The sequence below is a fragment of the Bacillus songklensis genome, from assembly GCF_042649685.1.
Lineage (GTDB): Bacteria > Bacillota > Bacilli > Bacillales > Bacillaceae_H > Bacillus_BA > Bacillus_BA songklensis.
Genome location: NZ_JBHRZT010000001.1, coordinates 1 through 17,085 on the forward strand (window position 1 = coordinate 1; position 17,085 = coordinate 17,085).

Here is a 17,085-nt window from a genome sequence, read left to right on the forward strand (position 1 = left end):
ATTGGAGAATCCACGGATGTTTGGGTATCACCGCTATCGTTTTCATGTCCAAACCATGCTTCTTATGCATAATATTGGATGTTTATTATAGTTTTGCGACACGCTCTATCAAACAAACACTATCTCTATGACACAACTAATAAACAGCCAGTAGAAATTTTTAATGATTTAAAAAGTCGTTTTGAACAATTTAGACTCTAACTTTGTTCAACTATCCTGAAAATTACTATTTTCATTTATTTGATGGTGCTGCAACTGTGCGGCATGGAGGTCTACCACGGAAGAACGATAAATATTCCATCATCTGTGGTGCTACGAAGTGTGGCATGGTTGGCTAACGGTGGCTTGAGTTTAAGAAGAGGATTTGCTGCGGCAACTCCTCTTCTTATTGTGCTAACGTGGCAGGTTAATTGAATAAGATTGCTCAAACTCCTACTATCTCTTATGACGTATTTGGCTCAAACTGTGCAGGAAGGAGGATAAACTTATAACGTAATTTCTCCAATTAGAAAACCTACATAAACTGTTTGGATTAGCTGCTTAATATTAAAATTCGAAAGAAATGAATAAATCTAATGTGTGTAGTGGAAATTTTTACATCAAAACCCAAATTTCGTCCCACCGGCTCTAGTACGCCTAAAATCATGATTATCCCTCATTTCGGTTATTGAGACATCTATTGACTGTAGCAAGAAAAGCTGTTTTCACTCGTTCAAGCTTAGCTAAGCTATTTTCAAGGGATGTTCCTTTCACTCCAAAATAAAACTTAATTTTTGGTTCTGTACCGCTTGGCCGTAAGCTTAGCCACGTTTCATCTTCTAAATGATATTTTAGGACATTAGATTTAGGTAGTGTTAAAGATATGTCACTTTTCTTCCTCATTTCCTTGCGAATGGATTGTTGATAATCTTCTAGATAATTCACAGATATCCCTGCAATAGAAGTAAGCTGGTTGTGGCGGAAATCTTCCATTAACTGATTAATTTGCTCGGCACCTTCTTTTCCTTTTAAAGTTAAGGAATACAAGTCTTCACAATAATAGCCGTATGTTTCAAAAATATCTAATAATCCGTCATACAAGCTTTTGCCTTGTTTTTTATAATAGGCGGCAACTTCACAAATAAATAATGCAGCTTGTACAGCATCTTTATCACGTACAAAATCCCCAATTAAGTAACCGTAACTTTCTTCGTAGCCAAATATAAAGGAATGCTTTCCAGTTTGTTCAAATTCCTTGATTTTTTCACCAATAAACTTAAAACCTGTTAACGTATCAATCGTTGTAAGACCATAACTTTCAGCAATTGCTCTTCCAATTTCAGATGTTACAATTGTTTTTAAAATAACACCATTCTGAGGCAGTGTAACTTTTTGTTTCTTTTGTGAAAGCAAATAATGCAGCATCAGTGCTCCTGTTTGGTTCCCGGTTAGCACTTGGTAGTGTCCATTCTTATTTTTCACAGCTACTCCAAGTCGGTCTGCATCTGGGTCCGTTGCAAATAAAATATCCGCATTTTCCCGTTCACCATATGAGATAGAAATCTCAAAAGCAGCATGTTCTTCAGGATTTGGTGATTTAACAGTTGAGAAATTAGGGTCTGGATTTTTTTGCTCTTCTACAATCGTTACATTTTTATACCCAAAGCGTTCAAGCCCCTTTTTAATTAAAGCATACGACGTTCCATGCAAGGGGGAATAGACAATCTTTAATTTTTCTGCCATTTCACTAATTAGAGATTGATCCAAAACAATGGATTGTAACGCATCGAGGTACGCTTCGTCTATTTCTTCTCCAATAAAAGTTAAAATCCCTTTACTTATTAATATGCCTTCATCCGCTATATCAATTGCTAACTCATTTTCCACACTATTTACATAACGAACTAGTAAGTCTGCTGAGTGAGGTGGCAGCTGTCCACCGTCTTCACCATACACTTTATAGCCATTATATTCTGGAGGATTATGGCTAGCCGTAATCACAATACCTGCAAAAGCTCCTAAATGTCGGACAGCAAATGATAACTCTGGTGTAGGGCGTAATTCTTTAAATAAATACACTCTAATATTGTGTTGCCCTAGTGTAAGAGCCGCTTCCTTTGCAAACTCAGGAGATTTATGGCGTGAATCGTAAGCAATAACCACTCCACGTTTTTTTGCCTTTTCTCCATATTCTTCGATAAAGCGAGCCAGCCCTTCGGAAGCTTTGCGAACTGTATAGATGTTCATTCGGTTTGTACCTGCTCCAATTTCTCCACGCATTCCACCTGTTCCAAACTCTAACATTTTATAAAAGGCATCTTCTAAAAATTTTTCATCTTGTGAATGAGCTGCTAGTTGTTCTTTCAACTCTGGATCTAAATCCTCATACTCATTCCATTTTCTGTAAATTGCATTCCAAGCCACAGTGTATCACCCATTATTCGTTCAAATTTGATATGGTCAGAAAGACAGTTCCTTTGATTATGAACTGTACCAAAACTATAAAGCCAGCTAAAGCGTTCTCCTGTTTTGATACTATGTCAATAAAGAAGACGCAGATTTTTTATAGATATAGTATCAATTCTTATGTTCATAACCCTAAAGTCTATTCCAAGCACTTTTCATCATATGTCACAATCGGATAAGTGTATCCGTATCCATGTCTGGAAACCCCAAGCTAAGCCCTTTTGTTATTTCAAATTAATTTAAAGGTGGGATACTATTAAACTTATACTACCCTTCATAGTAAATTGTCCTACTGTAGACGGTAGGATGAAATGGTCTCCTTTCGCTAACTTAAACAAAGAATTGGCTATTTGCAGTTCTCCTTCTCCCTCGATAACACTCACAAGTTGAAACGGTTGATTTTGCTCCTGAACAATCTGACCATTCAAGTCCCATTTATGAATCGTAAAAAATTCGTTACTTATAAAGGTTGTAATTTTCACATTACCCTGTTGTTTAACCTTTACAGACGTATTTGCTGGTTGATGAGGAATTGTTGTTACTGCAATTGCTTTCTCGATGTGTAATTCTCTTTTATTTCCGTTATCATCTACACGGTCATAATCATACACACGATACGTCGTATCTGAACTTTGCTGTGTCTCTAATACTCTTATTCCTTTTCCTAATGCATGCAGTGTACCACTTGGAACATAGAAAAAATCTCCTTTTTTGACAGGCACTCTTTGTAACAAACTATCCCATTTTCCTTGCTGGATCATATCTTTAAATTCTTCTTTTGTCTTTGCATGATGTCCAAATATGATTTCGGCATTTTCATTACACGATAAAATGTACCAGCATTCCGTCTTCCCTAATTCCCCATTTTCGTAAACAGCTGCATATTCATTGTCAGGATGTACTTGAACAGATAACTCATCATTTGCATCGATAATTTTAGTCAATAATGGGAATACTTTATGATTTATGTTCCCAAATAACTCAGGGTGCTCTATGTACAATTGGTCTAATGTCCATCCTTCATATTCACCATTTAATACTTTATTGGGTCCGTTTGGATGTGCAGAAATCGCCCAACATTCCCCTGATGTAGGAGATGGGATGTCGTACCCGTATTCGTCTCGTAAGGCTGTTCCTCCCCATATCCGTTCTTTAAAAACCGGTTTAAGAAAAATCGGTACTTTCATCAAACTCTCTTCCCTTCTTTACGGTATAATATCATTTTTAAGTATTCATTCTATTTCATTCAGAAAATACTAACTACCAATCCAATTTTTGTACTAAAACGTAATTAAAAAATAGAGGTTCCATTATGTTTTCTTTCGGAAAAGAAGCGAAAATATCCGTATACAAGTAAAATCATCAGACTTAAAAATGCAAGTAGAATTTTTATTGCCTCTTCATTTATAAAAAATTGGTTCATGATAATGAAAAGAATAATACCTGCTATTCTACCTAAGTTAAGAGGGATTTCTCTTACAATCATATAATCTCCAAATTGTTCAGGCGGATGAATTGTTTTTTCAATAACTTCATAATTAATTGTCATAAAAGGGATGTTCCACCAACATTTAAAGATAGCTATGAGTAACCCATAAATAATAACTCCTGAATAGTTCGTCCAAGTTATTAGCACACCTGTAGCCATGATAGTAAAAATTGCTCCCGCTAAAAATATCAGCTCTTGGTTCGCTTTTGTTATATATTTGCCTATCCCATAACTACTTAGAACTGTGAGGAGAGAAATAAATGTCGTAAAGTTTCCTAAGCTCATTTCACTTTGAAACACTAAATATAATAGGATATTAATGATAAATGCGACAGCTCCGTCTTGAAACCCAATAAAAAAATTACCAACTAAAATCATACGCCATGTATGCTTATCCTTAAATGCCAATATACTGCTGAGATGGTACTCCCGTTGCAGTTGAAAGTCTTTTGCGCGATAACTAATAGCTCCTGCAATGACAAATAAAAGAAAAGTAAGAAGAAATACAAAATGATAACCCGTCAACGCTTGATTGCTTGAGATAATCCATCCAGACACGATTGGAGAAACAATTCCGGTGAAAGCGGCTAGTGCACCGCTGATTCCAAGATAATATCCTCTATTTACTTGATTCGTTACATAATAGACCAGTGTATTTTGTGCATAATAAAAACAGCCTGTACCGAAACCCGATAAAAACCCTAAAAAAACTAAATAATGAACCGCTTTTTCATTTAATAATAGAATGGAAAGATAATAGATAACAAAACCCAGCAATCCCATTCTTAAACAAAAAGTAATACTTTTCTTTCTTGCAATCCAACCAGACATTAGACTGACTGCCAGGACAGCTGTATAAGACCAAATGTTGTACCAGGCAATTTCTGTCATGTTTGCAGTAAGCTTCCAAAGATAAACATTTACAAAAAGACCAGATAATCCGATTGAAAGAAAAAAAAGCGTTTGAATTATCAGTAACTTATTGGCATCGATTGATAATGTTCGTTTCACTGTAATTCCCCTACGATACAATTTTCATAATTGTGCATGACAACAAGGGGAGAACATCCTGCTTTCAGGATGTATACCCCCTCTTGTTATCCTTACATTTTAGTACATTCCATCTCTAGTTTTGCCAGCGCTAACGCTCCACATAACCCTGCATTATTTCCTAAACCGGGAGAAACAATATATTCATTTATATGTGCTAATTGTTCAACTTGAACATAACCATTTAACATAGTAGCTAATTGCTGATAAATAAGCGGGAAAAGCTGCTTTTGTTTCATAACTCCTCCACCCATAATAATTTTTTTCGGTGAAAGGATTAAAATATAATTCATAAGGGCTTGCGCGAGATAGAAAGCCTCCAATTCCCATACCTTGCGCTGCTGCTCAAGTTCCACTCCGCTTTTCCCCCATCTTTTTTCGATTGCGGGTCCAGCTGCCATCCCTTCTAAGCAATCATGATGAAATGGGCAGTTTCCTGCAAATGAATCTTCCGGATGCCGCTGAATTAAAATGTGCCCCATTTCTGGATGAGACATTCCATGCAGAAGTTTCCCTTCCACAACGGCCCCTACACCGATGCCAGTACCAACTGTAATATAAATGCAACTGTCCACATTTTGAGCTGCTCCCCATTGTGTTTCTCCTAAGGCTGCCGCATTTACATCCGTATCAAAGCCAATAGGAATAGAAAAATGCTTCTTTAATTCGCCCCAAAAGTTATAATGACTCCATTGCTTTTTGGGCGTAGTTGTAATATAACCGTACGTTTCACTAGTTTTATCTAAATCTACAGGACCGAAGGAACCAACACCGATTGCATCTAATTCTTTCTCCTTAAAAAATGAAAGTACTCGATCGATTGTTTCCTCTGGTGTTGTAGTAGGAAAACTCACCCTTTCCAATACATGCCCATTCTCATTTCCAATTCCGCAGACGACCTTTGTGCCTCCAGCCTCTATACCGCCTAGTTTCATATATTTCTCCCCTCGTTTAATAGACAATAACTCCTTTAGATACTTGTAATGTCGGATAAGTCTTCATAATTTTAGGAAGTTTCTCTATGCTAAAGCGGTGACTAACAAGCCTTTCCGTGTCTATTATTTTCTGACTGATAAGTGAGATAGCTTCTTCATGAGTGTGCGGGTTAATGAAAGAACCCATGATTTTTAACTCCTTTGCAAATATCTCAAATGGAGAAATGGTCATTCGCGTTTCCGGTGAAGATACTCCAAATGCTAATACTTGTCCACCTTTTCTTGCTGCTTGAAAAGCAAATTCCATGCTTTCTTTTCGCCCCACACATTCTATTACAACATCTGCTTTGTTTTTTAACATTGCTTGATTTTCTTCCTTCATAGGATTCATTACTGTGTGGGCACCTAGTTTATATAATAATTCATGCTTATTTTCATCGGGTTCGCTTACAAAAATAGTAGAAGTTCCCCGCATTTTCACAAGCTGTAAAAATAATTGACCAATAAAACCGCCTCCAATTATTAATACCGTATGATTCGGTTTAATAGTCAGCTTCTTTATCCCATGCAGCACACAGCCAAGAGGTTCCACCATAGCGCCTTCTACAAAACCCATTTCAGTTGGTATTAGGTAACAATTTGCTTCAGGTACCGTGCAATATTCACCCATCCCCCCGTCTCTTGTCACTCCGATCGCTTGAAGACTATTACATAAATAATGTCTGCCATTTCTGCAAAATTCACATTCTCCACAATAAATATTAGGGTCAATAGAAACTCGATCTCCTACTTGTAAAGAGGTTACCTCTTTTCCAATTTCAACTACTTCTCCTGATAACTCATGGCCTAGCACGATTGGAGGCACCACTTCAGCTGAACCAGGATGTCCATGAAAAATATGTTGATCCGTTCCACAAATCCCGCAGGCTTTCACCTTAATGCGCACTTCTTTTATCTTTAATTCCTCATGATGCCATTCGGTTACATCAATTGTTCCTTTTCCTTTAAATACTGCTGCTCTCATATCCCTTTCCCCTCTTCTTTACTGTTTTGTGCTATTAATCGCAGATACCGTAAGAGTTTCCCAAGGAATACATTTCCCTTGCGCTTGTGTTATTTTCACCTTTTTCGTCACGTTAGGTAACAAATCGAAGAAATTATCATTTATGACAAGTTGCTCCATATCTAGTTCAATTTTTACCATACGTGCAAAAGCACTAGAGGTAATAGAGATTTCTTGTTTTTCTTTATCTACTGCTATCTCTAGATCGGCGACAGGAAACACTACATCTTTATGATCACGGAAATGATATACATTTTCTTCCAAATTATGCTGTAAGGATCGTAGAATCATAACAGCTTCCTTCGGATTTAGACCATTTAATACTTCCTTCTCTGATAAACTAGTGATAAATGTAGAGGCATTTGGCTCGGTCAATACTGGAATGACCTTTGAGAACTGTTTATTGCCAAAGAAGTCATATACAGCAAGTTCAATTTCATCTTCATAGTGTTCCAATTTATCATTTACGATCCAGATCTTCAGATCTTGATCCGGCTCGTGATCAATACTCAGCAAGATAGGATTGAAAAATTTACGAGCATAGTGATAGGAAGCTTTCGGCAAGCAATAATAGTCCACTACAGACCAGCTCGTACCCGGCCAACAATCATTGAGCTGCCAGAACAATGCTCCACTTGTATGCGGTTTATTTCTTCTATAGTGTTCAATTCCATATTTAAGGCCTTCTGCTTGAGTTAACATAGAAAAGTTCATATATTCTTCCATATCCTCAGGAACTCCTGTATATCCTTCCATCAATAAAATCCCCTTTGGATGGTGGATATCTTTGTTCCGATAAGCTATTTCATCGCTTCCCCAGAAAAATTGATTTTTCGGCAAATTCTTCTTTAAAGTATAACGATTGGACGAAGCATGCATACCAAACTCGCTTGCGAACTTAGTAGTATCTTTTTTGAAGTTCTTAAATGACAATCCTTCCATGCTGTAATCTACTGTTTGCGGCTCCCCAAACACACGAGGTTCTATATTTCCGTGCCATACTTGCCAGTTATGTGTATCTCCTTGCTCGCGTGAATTATGATCATTTCCTCCGTATGGGGAACTCGGCCAAAATAATCGTGTTGGGTCAAGTTCTTCCAGCAACTCCGGCATTAACTCATGATAAATTTTCTCTCCATAGAATGGGTGAGGAATTTCACCAGACGAATGGAGAGCCTCGTATAGCCAATCATTTTCGTTGTTGCCGCACCACAGTGCCAAACAAGGATGATTTCGAAGTTTTTTCACAACATGGACAATTTCTTGTCGCACGTTTTCCATAAAGTTTTTGTTATAATCTGGATAGAGTGCACATGCAAACATGAAATCTTGCCAAACTAAAATCCCCAATCGATTACATTCATCGTAAAAAACATCTTTTTCATAGATTCCCCCGCCCCAAACACGAAGCATGTTCATATTTGCGTCTTTTGCCATTTGAATAAGGTGTTTATAGCGTGAATCAGGTGTTGAAGCTAAAAAACTGTCAATTGGAATCCAGTTTGCTCCTTTTGCGAATATTTTTACTCCATTTAAAACGAAAGTAAAACTATATTCTCCACTTTCATTTTTCTGTTGAACTTCAATAGTACGAATACCAAAATTCTGTATCGTTTCATCAATTTTTTCCTTATTTGCGTATAAATTTACTGCTAGCCTATAAAGATTCGGTATCCCTAAATCATGGGTCCACCACAGCTTAGGTTTATTTATATTTAAGATAACACTTGCCCTTTTCCCATTCATTTGCACTCGTTCTTTAAACACTTCTTCCCCAAACGTCAGACATACATCTACTTCATAGTCTTTCGTTCTTACATGAGGGGCGATTTCCACATCTACCTTTACAATAGCGTGATTTTCCTCGATACTTACAGTTTGAGCAAACACGTTTTCTAATTTGGCATATCTTCTTTTTTCTAAGCGTACGTCCTTCCAAATACCGGTGCAAACTAAGCGAGGTCCCCAATCCCATCCGAAATGACTTTGTGCCTTGCGGGTCCAAATACGTTTTTTACTAAAACCGGACCAATAGTATTGTATTTTCTCTTTTACTCGTGTCTGAATAGGATCAAACTTTACTGCAAGTACATTTTTCCCTTTTCTTAGCTCCCGCGTAACATCAAATGTATGACTAATAAACATGTTTTCTGTCGAGCCAAGTTCCACTCCATTTAGGTACACGGTTGCATACGTATCAAGCCCTTCAAAAATGAGTTCCATTTTTTCCCCGTCGTTAATGACGCCATGAAAATCAAAATTTGTACGATACCACCATACTTTTTCTTCTACCCATCTACATTTTTGGTCGTTATGACCGAAGAATGGATGTTCAATAATATTACGTTCTATTAAGGTAGAATGAACGTCTCCCGGCACTTTCGTAGTAATCCAAAAATAATCAATAAAATCAGGTGAAGCTACCTCTAAATCCCTTACTTCACCAACATTAAAATCACGGATTTTCCAATTAGCATTTAGCTCCATATTCTTCTCCTAATAATGTTCATTTTCTGTCTATCAGTAGATAAAGATAACGCCAAAACCTCACTACAGATTTTGGCGTAAATTACTACATTTAATAATATGTGAGTGAACCAAGAATCTCTTGAAGGCTTAATTCAGCACATGCCATAGAAGTATCAGCTACGCCATAGTACATTTTTACGGTATCTCCTTCTACTAAAACACCGCATGAGAACACAACATCTCCGAAAAATCCTTCTTTTTCATAATCCGCTTCCGGTTCAAGAACAGGTTTATCTGAACGGGCAATTACTTTTGTTGGATCTTCTAAATCAAGTAAAACTGCTCCCATACAATAGCGATTTTCCGGGGTTGCACCATGATAAAGTTCGAGCCATCCTTTTTCCGTCTTGATTGGAACGGCTCCTCCCCCTATGCGTCCGCTATCCCACATACCTTCTCTTAGTCCCATTAAATGTTTATGATTTCCCCAGTATAGTAGATTGTTTGATTCTGCAATCCAAATTTCAGGATCCCCAATACTTTTCAAACTTGGTCTATGAAGGGCATAATATTTTCCATTGATTTTCTCAGAAAAAATAAGTACGTCTTTATTTTCAGGAGCAAAAATCATACCGTGATGTTCTACTGTTATAAAGTCTTTTGTAGATACCATGGATTCTCCAACTCCTAACGGAGAAACAGCACTAAAGTAGATATAGTATGTGTCCCCTATTTGGGTGACTCGAGGATCTTCAATTCCAAACGTTTCAAGTTCGTTTGTTGGATAGATAAACGGATTCTCATCAATTGCAAAGTTATGACCATCTTTACTTCGTGCAATGCGAATATAAGAAAGAGAAGTCAAATATTCAAATCCTTGCTGCTTCGACACATTACGGATTACACGTGGATCTGAGAAATCGTATCTTTTATCATCGGTATGAAATTCGACTATTTCTAATTCATTTGTTTTAGGATTAAACACAGGGGCTTTTACAATTTTAGGATCATTGCTAATCGGACGTTCCGCAATTCTTAGTAACATAAGGACTTCATCTTTATATTTCGCAACTCCTGCATTAAACGCACCAATCACTTCAAAATCTTCACGATGCGGCTTTACATCTGCTGGTGTAATGAGTGGATTTTCTTCATAGCGATATACCTTCATGTTCATTTCCCCTTACTTTTCAAATTGTATAAATGGATCTTGAATGGTAATTTTCTGTGCTTCTGCGTCACTAATTCCTGCATATAAATCAGCAGTTCCATCTTCTTGCCGAACTAAGCCGCCGCTAAATACAACATCTTCTAAATCAGAACGTTTTGCTTCACCCTCTAAGAAGTTTCTGCGCATTGCGATGAGCTGGATGTCTGAGTATTCTCCAGTTTCAGGATTGAGCACAAAAGTCATCGGATAGTAATGACGGTTACCCTCTTCGTCAAAACAGGCGATATGACCAAGAACTCCTACCAAACCATTAGAAAGAATGTGCAGCTCATTGGCACCGCCCCATTCTTCGTCGATAAACTGACCTTCTAAAAGCGGTGTCCCATTAACAACATCAATTGTTAATTCCTCAAGGGTTGAGATACGAGTAAATCCGATTTTTCCGCGCCCGCCTTTTTCTCCTTGAGGCCTTGTAAATATTCCTATGGAACCGTCTTGCAATTCTACAAGCCGAAGATCTTTCATGCCGTCTGGACCTTTAAAGAACTCTTTTAAATTTGCTATATTCGTTCCTCTGTAAAACACTGTGCGCCAGCCTAATGCATTTTCCAATGTTGGATGACGGAAAATTTCCACCCCACCTAGAATAAGATTTCCCCTGATTTTTGTAAAAAATGGATCTTGTAACTGAAGAACCGGTGCAGCTTCTCTTGGTACCCATTCATCATTACGATTTACAAAAAAGTATACTTGAGAATGTTCGCTGTCCCTAGGCTCTACACGTCCTGCAATTACTAGTTCTCCTTCATCTTCAAATGGTGCTGTAATGTTGTATACATCTTTTTCCCCTACACCTTTGAACACAAGTTTTTCTGGTCGAAATGCTTGCTCTTTCTGCTCATATTCTTCTACTAGTACAGAACATGTCTTGACAGCATTTTTTATTAACCTTTTCACATAAATCCCCCTTTATTCCTTCACTACTAAAACCTCATATGGAAGAACAGTAATCTCTGTCTTCTCTTGTACCACACTTCTTTTATTAGCCGAGAAGACTCCCACTCCAAGATTTGCCAAATGGTGGGAATATTAAATAGATAACAGCTTTTTACAGAAAGATCATAACGACTCTTAGTATTCCACTAACCATTCATACGTCAGTTTAACTCCTAGAGAATTACTTTAGAGTAAATTGCATTCCTTCTTGAAATTTCTTAGCGAAAATAAGGAATAAAATAATAATTGGTAGAGTTAATAAAACAGAAGCCGCATATAACGGACCTGGGTAGCCTCCATAAGGTCCAAACATTTGTGATAATAAAACGTTTAACGTTACCATAGCATCACTTTTAACAACTAGCATGTCCCATAACAGTTCTGTCCATCTCTCCATAAAAAGGAATAAGAAGATAACAATCGTTATAGATTTAGACATTGGCAGGATAATTTTGTATAGAATTTGCAAATCAGTTGCTCCATCCAATTTCGCTGCTTCAATAAATGTAGTTGGGATTGCTTTAAAAAAGTTGGTATACATAAATATTGCCCATAAGCTCAATGCTTTCGGAAGAATCATTGCCCAATATGTATCATATAAGCCGATTTTTTGAATGATAAGAAAGCTTGGTATGAGCAAAATAATCGCTGGAAAGAACATCTGAAATAAAATGACATTATTTACAGTATCTCTACCTTTAAAAGGTATTTTTGCCAGAGCATAAGCCACCATGATCCCCGTGGCCATCATTAAAAAGGTTGAAGAGGCAGACACAATGATACTGTTAAAGAAAGCTCTTAACCATGGTCGAGGCGTACCTGCTTCACCACCGCTGAGGAGCCACTTATACGATTTTAAGCTAAAATTTGTCGGAAAAAGTTTCCTGTCCACTTGATTCCAATCTGCAAAGGAGTTTAATACCATATAGGCATACGGAAAGACCATTACTATTAATAAGATTGTGGCAACAACATAGCGAATAATTAAACTTTTCTTTTTTTTATTAGCTCCAACCATTACGCTTACCCCACAATTCTAATAATTTTCTGATAATGAAGATTGATATGAACGTTACAATAGAAGCTATAATTGCTACAGCTGAAGCATAACCTGCTTGAAGATTCATAAACGCCTGTGTATATATTTCCATCTGCCATGTATTTGTTGCGTAGTTAGGACCGCCGCCTGTTAATTGGTATACTTCTGTAAAAATACCAAATGTAACACCAATAGAAAGAATTAAAGTTGTGAAAATTGCCGGATAAAGTAAAGGAAGTGTAATTTTCCAGAAACATTGCCATGTTGATACTCCATCAATAGCAGCTGCTTCATAAACTTCTTTATTAATACTCTCTAAACCTGATGTTATGATCAATGCATAGTATCCAGTGAATTTCCATGCGATAATCACCGATACTATAACAAGTGCTGAAAAAGGTGTTCCAAGCCAGTTAATATCTAACCCAAATTTTCCTCTTAACATTTCATTAAGTGGACTATTATATGATAAGAAGCCTTTCACAATAAGAGAAGAAACGACTCCTGAAGCTAGGTACGGTAAAAAAAAGCCAATCAAATATAATCCTTTAAATTTAGGTAAGCCATGGATAATTAAGGCCACTACAATAGATGAAGTAATGACAAGAGGCACAAACACTGCCATAAATTTGAACGTTACGAAAAATGCAGCATGGACACCTGGGCTTTTTAACGCCTCCATAAAGTTTTCAAATCCCTCAAACTCAAAAACAGGTGATATTAAATTCCAATCTGTAAACGAGAGATAGAGCGACCATCCTAACGGAATCAAAAAGAATATAATAGAGTATAAAAGGTAAGGACTGGAGAATAACCAGCCCAACCCGTTGCTTTCTTTACCCTTCATTACTTAAGCTCCTCCTTGATGGCTTTCTTCATATTTTTCCAGCCTTTTTCCGGAGCAATTTCTCCTTTCACTACAGGATTAAAGGCATGCTGTCCAATAAGCGTTTGTAACTCATTGTATTTTGCATTATCCATTGGCGGTACTCCATATGGTACTGCTTCTGCATATGGTTTCAATTCTGGTTTTTTATCAAGGAACGCCTTAAATGCAGCATTTGTCGTTAAATCATCACGTGCAGGTGGTAAATTTGTTGTTTCAAACCAGTTTAAATCATGTTCTGGATTAGAATATACCCATTTAATAAACTTCATTGCAGCTTCTTGTTGCTCTCGAGTTGCTGATGCATAAATGACTAAACCTTTTGTATCCGCAAATGTTTTTGGATGTTCTACTTTCATATCATCAGGAACCGGCGGTGCAGCTAATGTAAATGTTTCGTTATATTTCATTTCAGGAAATTTTTCAGCCCAATAGTTAAATGTCCACGGCCCTAGATCTGTAAAGATGCCTAGACCAGTTTCAAACGGATCATTTGCTTTTTTCGTTAAAAGGGCATTTTCTTTCTGTAATTGGCTCATCAATTCGAGAACATTCATGCCTGCTTTATCATCAGCCACAAACTTTTTGCCTTCAATAAAGTTATTTCCATCAGAGGCAGCGTCGTAAAGCATAAAGAAGTCAAACCATCTTTTCCAGGCAGTTGGATCAGCTAAATCTGCTTTCGCCCACATGTATTTATCTGGATATGTAGCTTTTAATTTTTTCGCAACATCAATCATTTGGCTATACGTTTTTGGTGGTTCGTTATAGCCAATCTTTTTCAAAATATCAAGCCTCCAGCCAAACAACATTGCATTTGAATAAATTGGTAATACATATTGGTTATTATCGGAGAACTTCCATGACTCAAGCGTGTTTTTCATATTACGTTGCGAAACTACCTCGTTCCAGCCCTCCAGTTTATTAAGAGGAACAAGCGCTTTACTTTCTGCCAATTGAGTTGCAAAACCACGAGAAATGTTTTCAGACATTGTCGGGGCACTTTTTCCGACAATCGCTGATTGAATGTTTGCTTCCGAGCTTGGAGTCTCTTTCATTGGACTAACATTAATTTTAATTTTCGGGTTTTCTCCCTCGAAATCTTTCGCCATCTTCTTCCAATACGTTTGCTGCGGAGGATTTGGCGATGCCCAAAACTCAATGGTTGTTACACCCTTCAATGTTTTGGTGGTCTCTTCATTTTTTGATGAACATCCCGCAAAAGCAGATACTGCTAATGAGAGAGTTAAAAAAACTGATGCTGCTTTCTTCATTTTCATATGCGTTTCCTCCGTTAAGTTTTGTAATGATACTAATCAACTCAGTAAAGGAGGTTTCATAAACCTTTAAAAGAGTTATAGTAACTGCCAACAACAATTGACAGTTTTTCTTACTTGTTGTCAAACACTTTTGATAACGTTATCATTTTTTTAAGTACTAATTCTTCGAAGCTTGACTTTTAAAACACCAAACATTACAAAATAATAAGTAATTTTTAGTAATGTTAATTTGTAATTATTGTAATCAGCATTACGATGCAATTATCACACTATATTCATGTATAGTCAACATATTTTTTCAAAAAATTTAAATTTGTAAAGAAAAAACAAATTATTGTTTATAAATGAAAGTTTCGTTATATAATTATAGTAACGTTACAAAAATCAATTTTGTAACGTTACTAAATATAAAAATACTATTATATCCTTTTTATAATTCGTTATATATTGCAGTGTTTTTTGTATACATACTGCTATTAAAAGAAACGTCCATCTAATGACACTTTCTAGAAATAAAACTTCACTAAAAATGGAGAAAGGATTTGGAAAAGTACTTATGAAGAAAAAGGTAACTATGCAAGATATAGCAGATAAATTGAATATCTCTAAGAACTCCGTTTCTCAAGCTTTGACTGGAAAATCTGGGGTAAGCGATCACACAAGAAAGTTAGTTCAACAGGTCGCCGATGAATTAGGTTATAAATATCAAAAATCAAGAAAGCCACAAGTGGTGAATAAAACAGGAAATATCGGTTTGATTGCTTCTGATTTTACTTTTTCCCAAAAAAGTTTTTTCGGAGAAATATATCTTAGCGTAGAGAAGGAAACGTCCAGCAGAAGAATGAATTTATTAATTCAATCCATTAGTTCTCACGCAAAAGAAAACCTCATTTTACCACCTTTTATTGAAAATAATATGATAGATGGCATCGTCATTCTGTCTCATATTAGTACAGAATACATTAATGCTGTAATTGCCACAGGTATTCCTACTGTATTAATTGACCATCATCATCCGCTCATTCAAGCAGATGCAGTATTAACAAACAACCGCTTGGGTGCTTATACAGCTGTCGAACATTTGATAAAACTTGGACATAAGGAAATTGGATTTATTGGCAATATTCATTTTTCACCAAGTTATGAAGAACGGTTGGAAGGATATATGCTTGCGTTAAGAGAGTATGGTATTAAACCAAGCGAGGATTTTATGATTACAGATATAGTGGAAAAAGAAGAAGAAATTGCAACATGTTTGTCAAAAATAGAAAAGCTGCCTACAGCGTGGTTTTGTGCAAATGACGGTTTAGGCTTTTTTGTTAATTCCTGTATGCAATATCTAGGAAAAAAGGTGCCGGAAGAAGTATCGATCTGCAGTTTTGATAACGGACAACTTTCCAAAATCGCAAAACCAAAGATTACAACAATGGATATCGATTTGCATTACTACGGTAAAAAAGCAGTAGAGCAACTCTTCCGAAGAATAGAGAACAGAAATGAACCTTTAGTAGAAATTTTATTACCTACTAAGCTTATCAAAAGAGAATCAACCGCCCCTTGTATATATTAATATTTCTTAATTTATTATAATCGGCGAGAAGCCCCCTCACTTCAAGCTTTGTTAAGTGGGGGTAGTTCAATAAATAAAAAAATCCCAAATGGATGGAGCCACCTTTGTTTGGGTATTCACTTTTTTGGCTCTTCATCGAAAGAATAATAAAATTGAAAATTCAAATAAAATTCACGCAACACTAGTGACTTCACACACAATAAGTATAAATAAGAGAGGAAGAAGGGCCAGAGACAGTTCTTCCTCTCTAAATTTCCGATTAAGAAGTCGCTTCATGAATAGATATATAAATAAAAAATACCCCAGCATGATTGTAGCTGCATGAAAAGGGTATCCCCAAATTAAACAAAATGTACTGATGGTTACTATAAGAATGATTGAAAACTCCGTCTCATTCAAATGTTCACCCATTTATCAGAAGCTTCCCCAAACATTTCTAATTTAAATAAATCCTTTTACTTTTAGGATAAAATAAACAGTCACGGTCCATGATATAAGTGGGATGATCGATCATAATAAATTAGCTTAACCATTCAAGCAAAATTATGTGATCTGTACATCTGAACTGTATTTAGCAAAACCCTCTTAAAGAAAAGTCATAAAAAAAGCATGTAAGTCAAAGTTATTTCTTACATGCTTTTTTTATGACTATTTCAATATCACATCATTGTGTTGTATATTTGGTTTGTTTC

Annotated in this window: 12 protein-coding genes; 1 reads left to right on the forward strand and 11 read right to left on the reverse strand. The window is 36.4% G+C overall.

Annotated features, from left to right (window positions below; all coding sequences use genetic code 11):
- Positions 1 to 648 precede the first annotated feature (648 nt).
- The 11 genes from ACFOU2_RS00005 to ACFOU2_RS00055 form a co-directional block, all read right to left on the reverse strand.
- A complete protein-coding gene (locus tag ACFOU2_RS00005; RefSeq protein ID WP_377911054.1) occupies positions 649 to 2,403 on the reverse strand; it encodes a phospho-sugar mutase in 1,755 nt (584 codons plus the stop codon).
- A 281-nt stretch (positions 2,404 to 2,684) separates the two neighbouring features.
- Positions 2,685 to 3,632 carry a mannose-6-phosphate isomerase, class I gene (gene manA, locus ACFOU2_RS00010; RefSeq protein WP_377911056.1) on the reverse strand — a complete coding sequence of 316 codons (948 nt, stop codon included), beginning with the start codon at positions 3,630 to 3,632 and terminating at the stop codon, positions 2,685 to 2,687.
- 104 nt (positions 3,633 to 3,736) lie between these two features.
- Positions 3,737 to 4,945 (reverse strand): MFS transporter, encoded by a 1,209-nt coding sequence (locus tag ACFOU2_RS00015; RefSeq protein ID WP_377911058.1) that lies wholly within the window; start codon positions 4,943 to 4,945, stop codon positions 3,737 to 3,739.
- A 92-nt stretch (positions 4,946 to 5,037) separates the two neighbouring features.
- Positions 5,038 to 5,919, reverse strand: a complete 882-nt coding sequence (locus ACFOU2_RS00020) for an ROK family protein (RefSeq protein ID WP_377911060.1) — start codon at positions 5,917 to 5,919, stop codon at positions 5,038 to 5,040.
- 16 nt (positions 5,920 to 5,935) lie between these two features.
- The gene (locus ACFOU2_RS00025) at positions 5,936 to 6,943 is read right to left on the reverse strand and encodes a zinc-dependent alcohol dehydrogenase family protein (protein ID WP_377911062.1); all 1,008 of its coding nucleotides are present in this window, start codon (positions 6,941 to 6,943) and stop codon (positions 5,936 to 5,938) included.
- 18 nt (positions 6,944 to 6,961) lie between these two features.
- Entirely contained in the window at positions 6,962 to 9,469 is a 2,508-nt protein-coding gene (locus ACFOU2_RS00030) for a beta-mannosidase (RefSeq protein WP_377911064.1), read from the reverse strand.
- 91 nt (positions 9,470 to 9,560) lie between these two features.
- The gene (locus ACFOU2_RS00035) at positions 9,561 to 10,622 is read right to left on the reverse strand and encodes a BtaManbiosPhlase (RefSeq protein WP_377911065.1); all 1,062 of its coding nucleotides are present in this window, start codon (positions 10,620 to 10,622) and stop codon (positions 9,561 to 9,563) included.
- Positions 10,623 to 10,634: 12 nt separating this feature from the next.
- Positions 10,635 to 11,579, reverse strand: a complete 945-nt coding sequence (locus ACFOU2_RS00040) for an MTP-1 family protein (protein WP_377911067.1) — start codon at positions 11,577 to 11,579, stop codon at positions 10,635 to 10,637.
- 220 nt (positions 11,580 to 11,799) lie between these two features.
- Positions 11,800 to 12,636 (reverse strand): carbohydrate ABC transporter permease, encoded by an 837-nt coding sequence (locus ACFOU2_RS00045; RefSeq protein ID WP_377911069.1) that lies wholly within the window; start codon positions 12,634 to 12,636, stop codon positions 11,800 to 11,802.
- The gene (locus tag ACFOU2_RS00050) at positions 12,623 to 13,504 is read right to left on the reverse strand and encodes a carbohydrate ABC transporter permease (protein ID WP_377911071.1); all 882 of its coding nucleotides are present in this window, start codon (positions 13,502 to 13,504) and stop codon (positions 12,623 to 12,625) included. Before ACFOU2_RS00050 ends, ACFOU2_RS00045 begins: the two co-directional genes overlap by 14 nt.
- Entirely contained in the window at positions 13,504 to 14,823 is a 1,320-nt protein-coding gene (locus ACFOU2_RS00055; RefSeq protein ID WP_377911073.1) for an ABC transporter substrate-binding protein, read from the reverse strand. Before ACFOU2_RS00055 ends, ACFOU2_RS00050 begins: the two co-directional genes overlap by 1 nt.
- Positions 14,824 to 15,379: 556 nt before the next feature.
- On the opposite strand from ACFOU2_RS00055, the gene ACFOU2_RS00060 reads away from it, so the two are divergent.
- Positions 15,380 to 16,393: a substrate-binding domain-containing protein gene (locus ACFOU2_RS00060; RefSeq protein WP_377911075.1), complete on the forward strand. Its 1,014-nt coding sequence runs from the start codon at positions 15,380 to 15,382 to the stop codon at positions 16,391 to 16,393.
- Positions 16,394 to 17,085 lie beyond the last annotated feature (692 nt).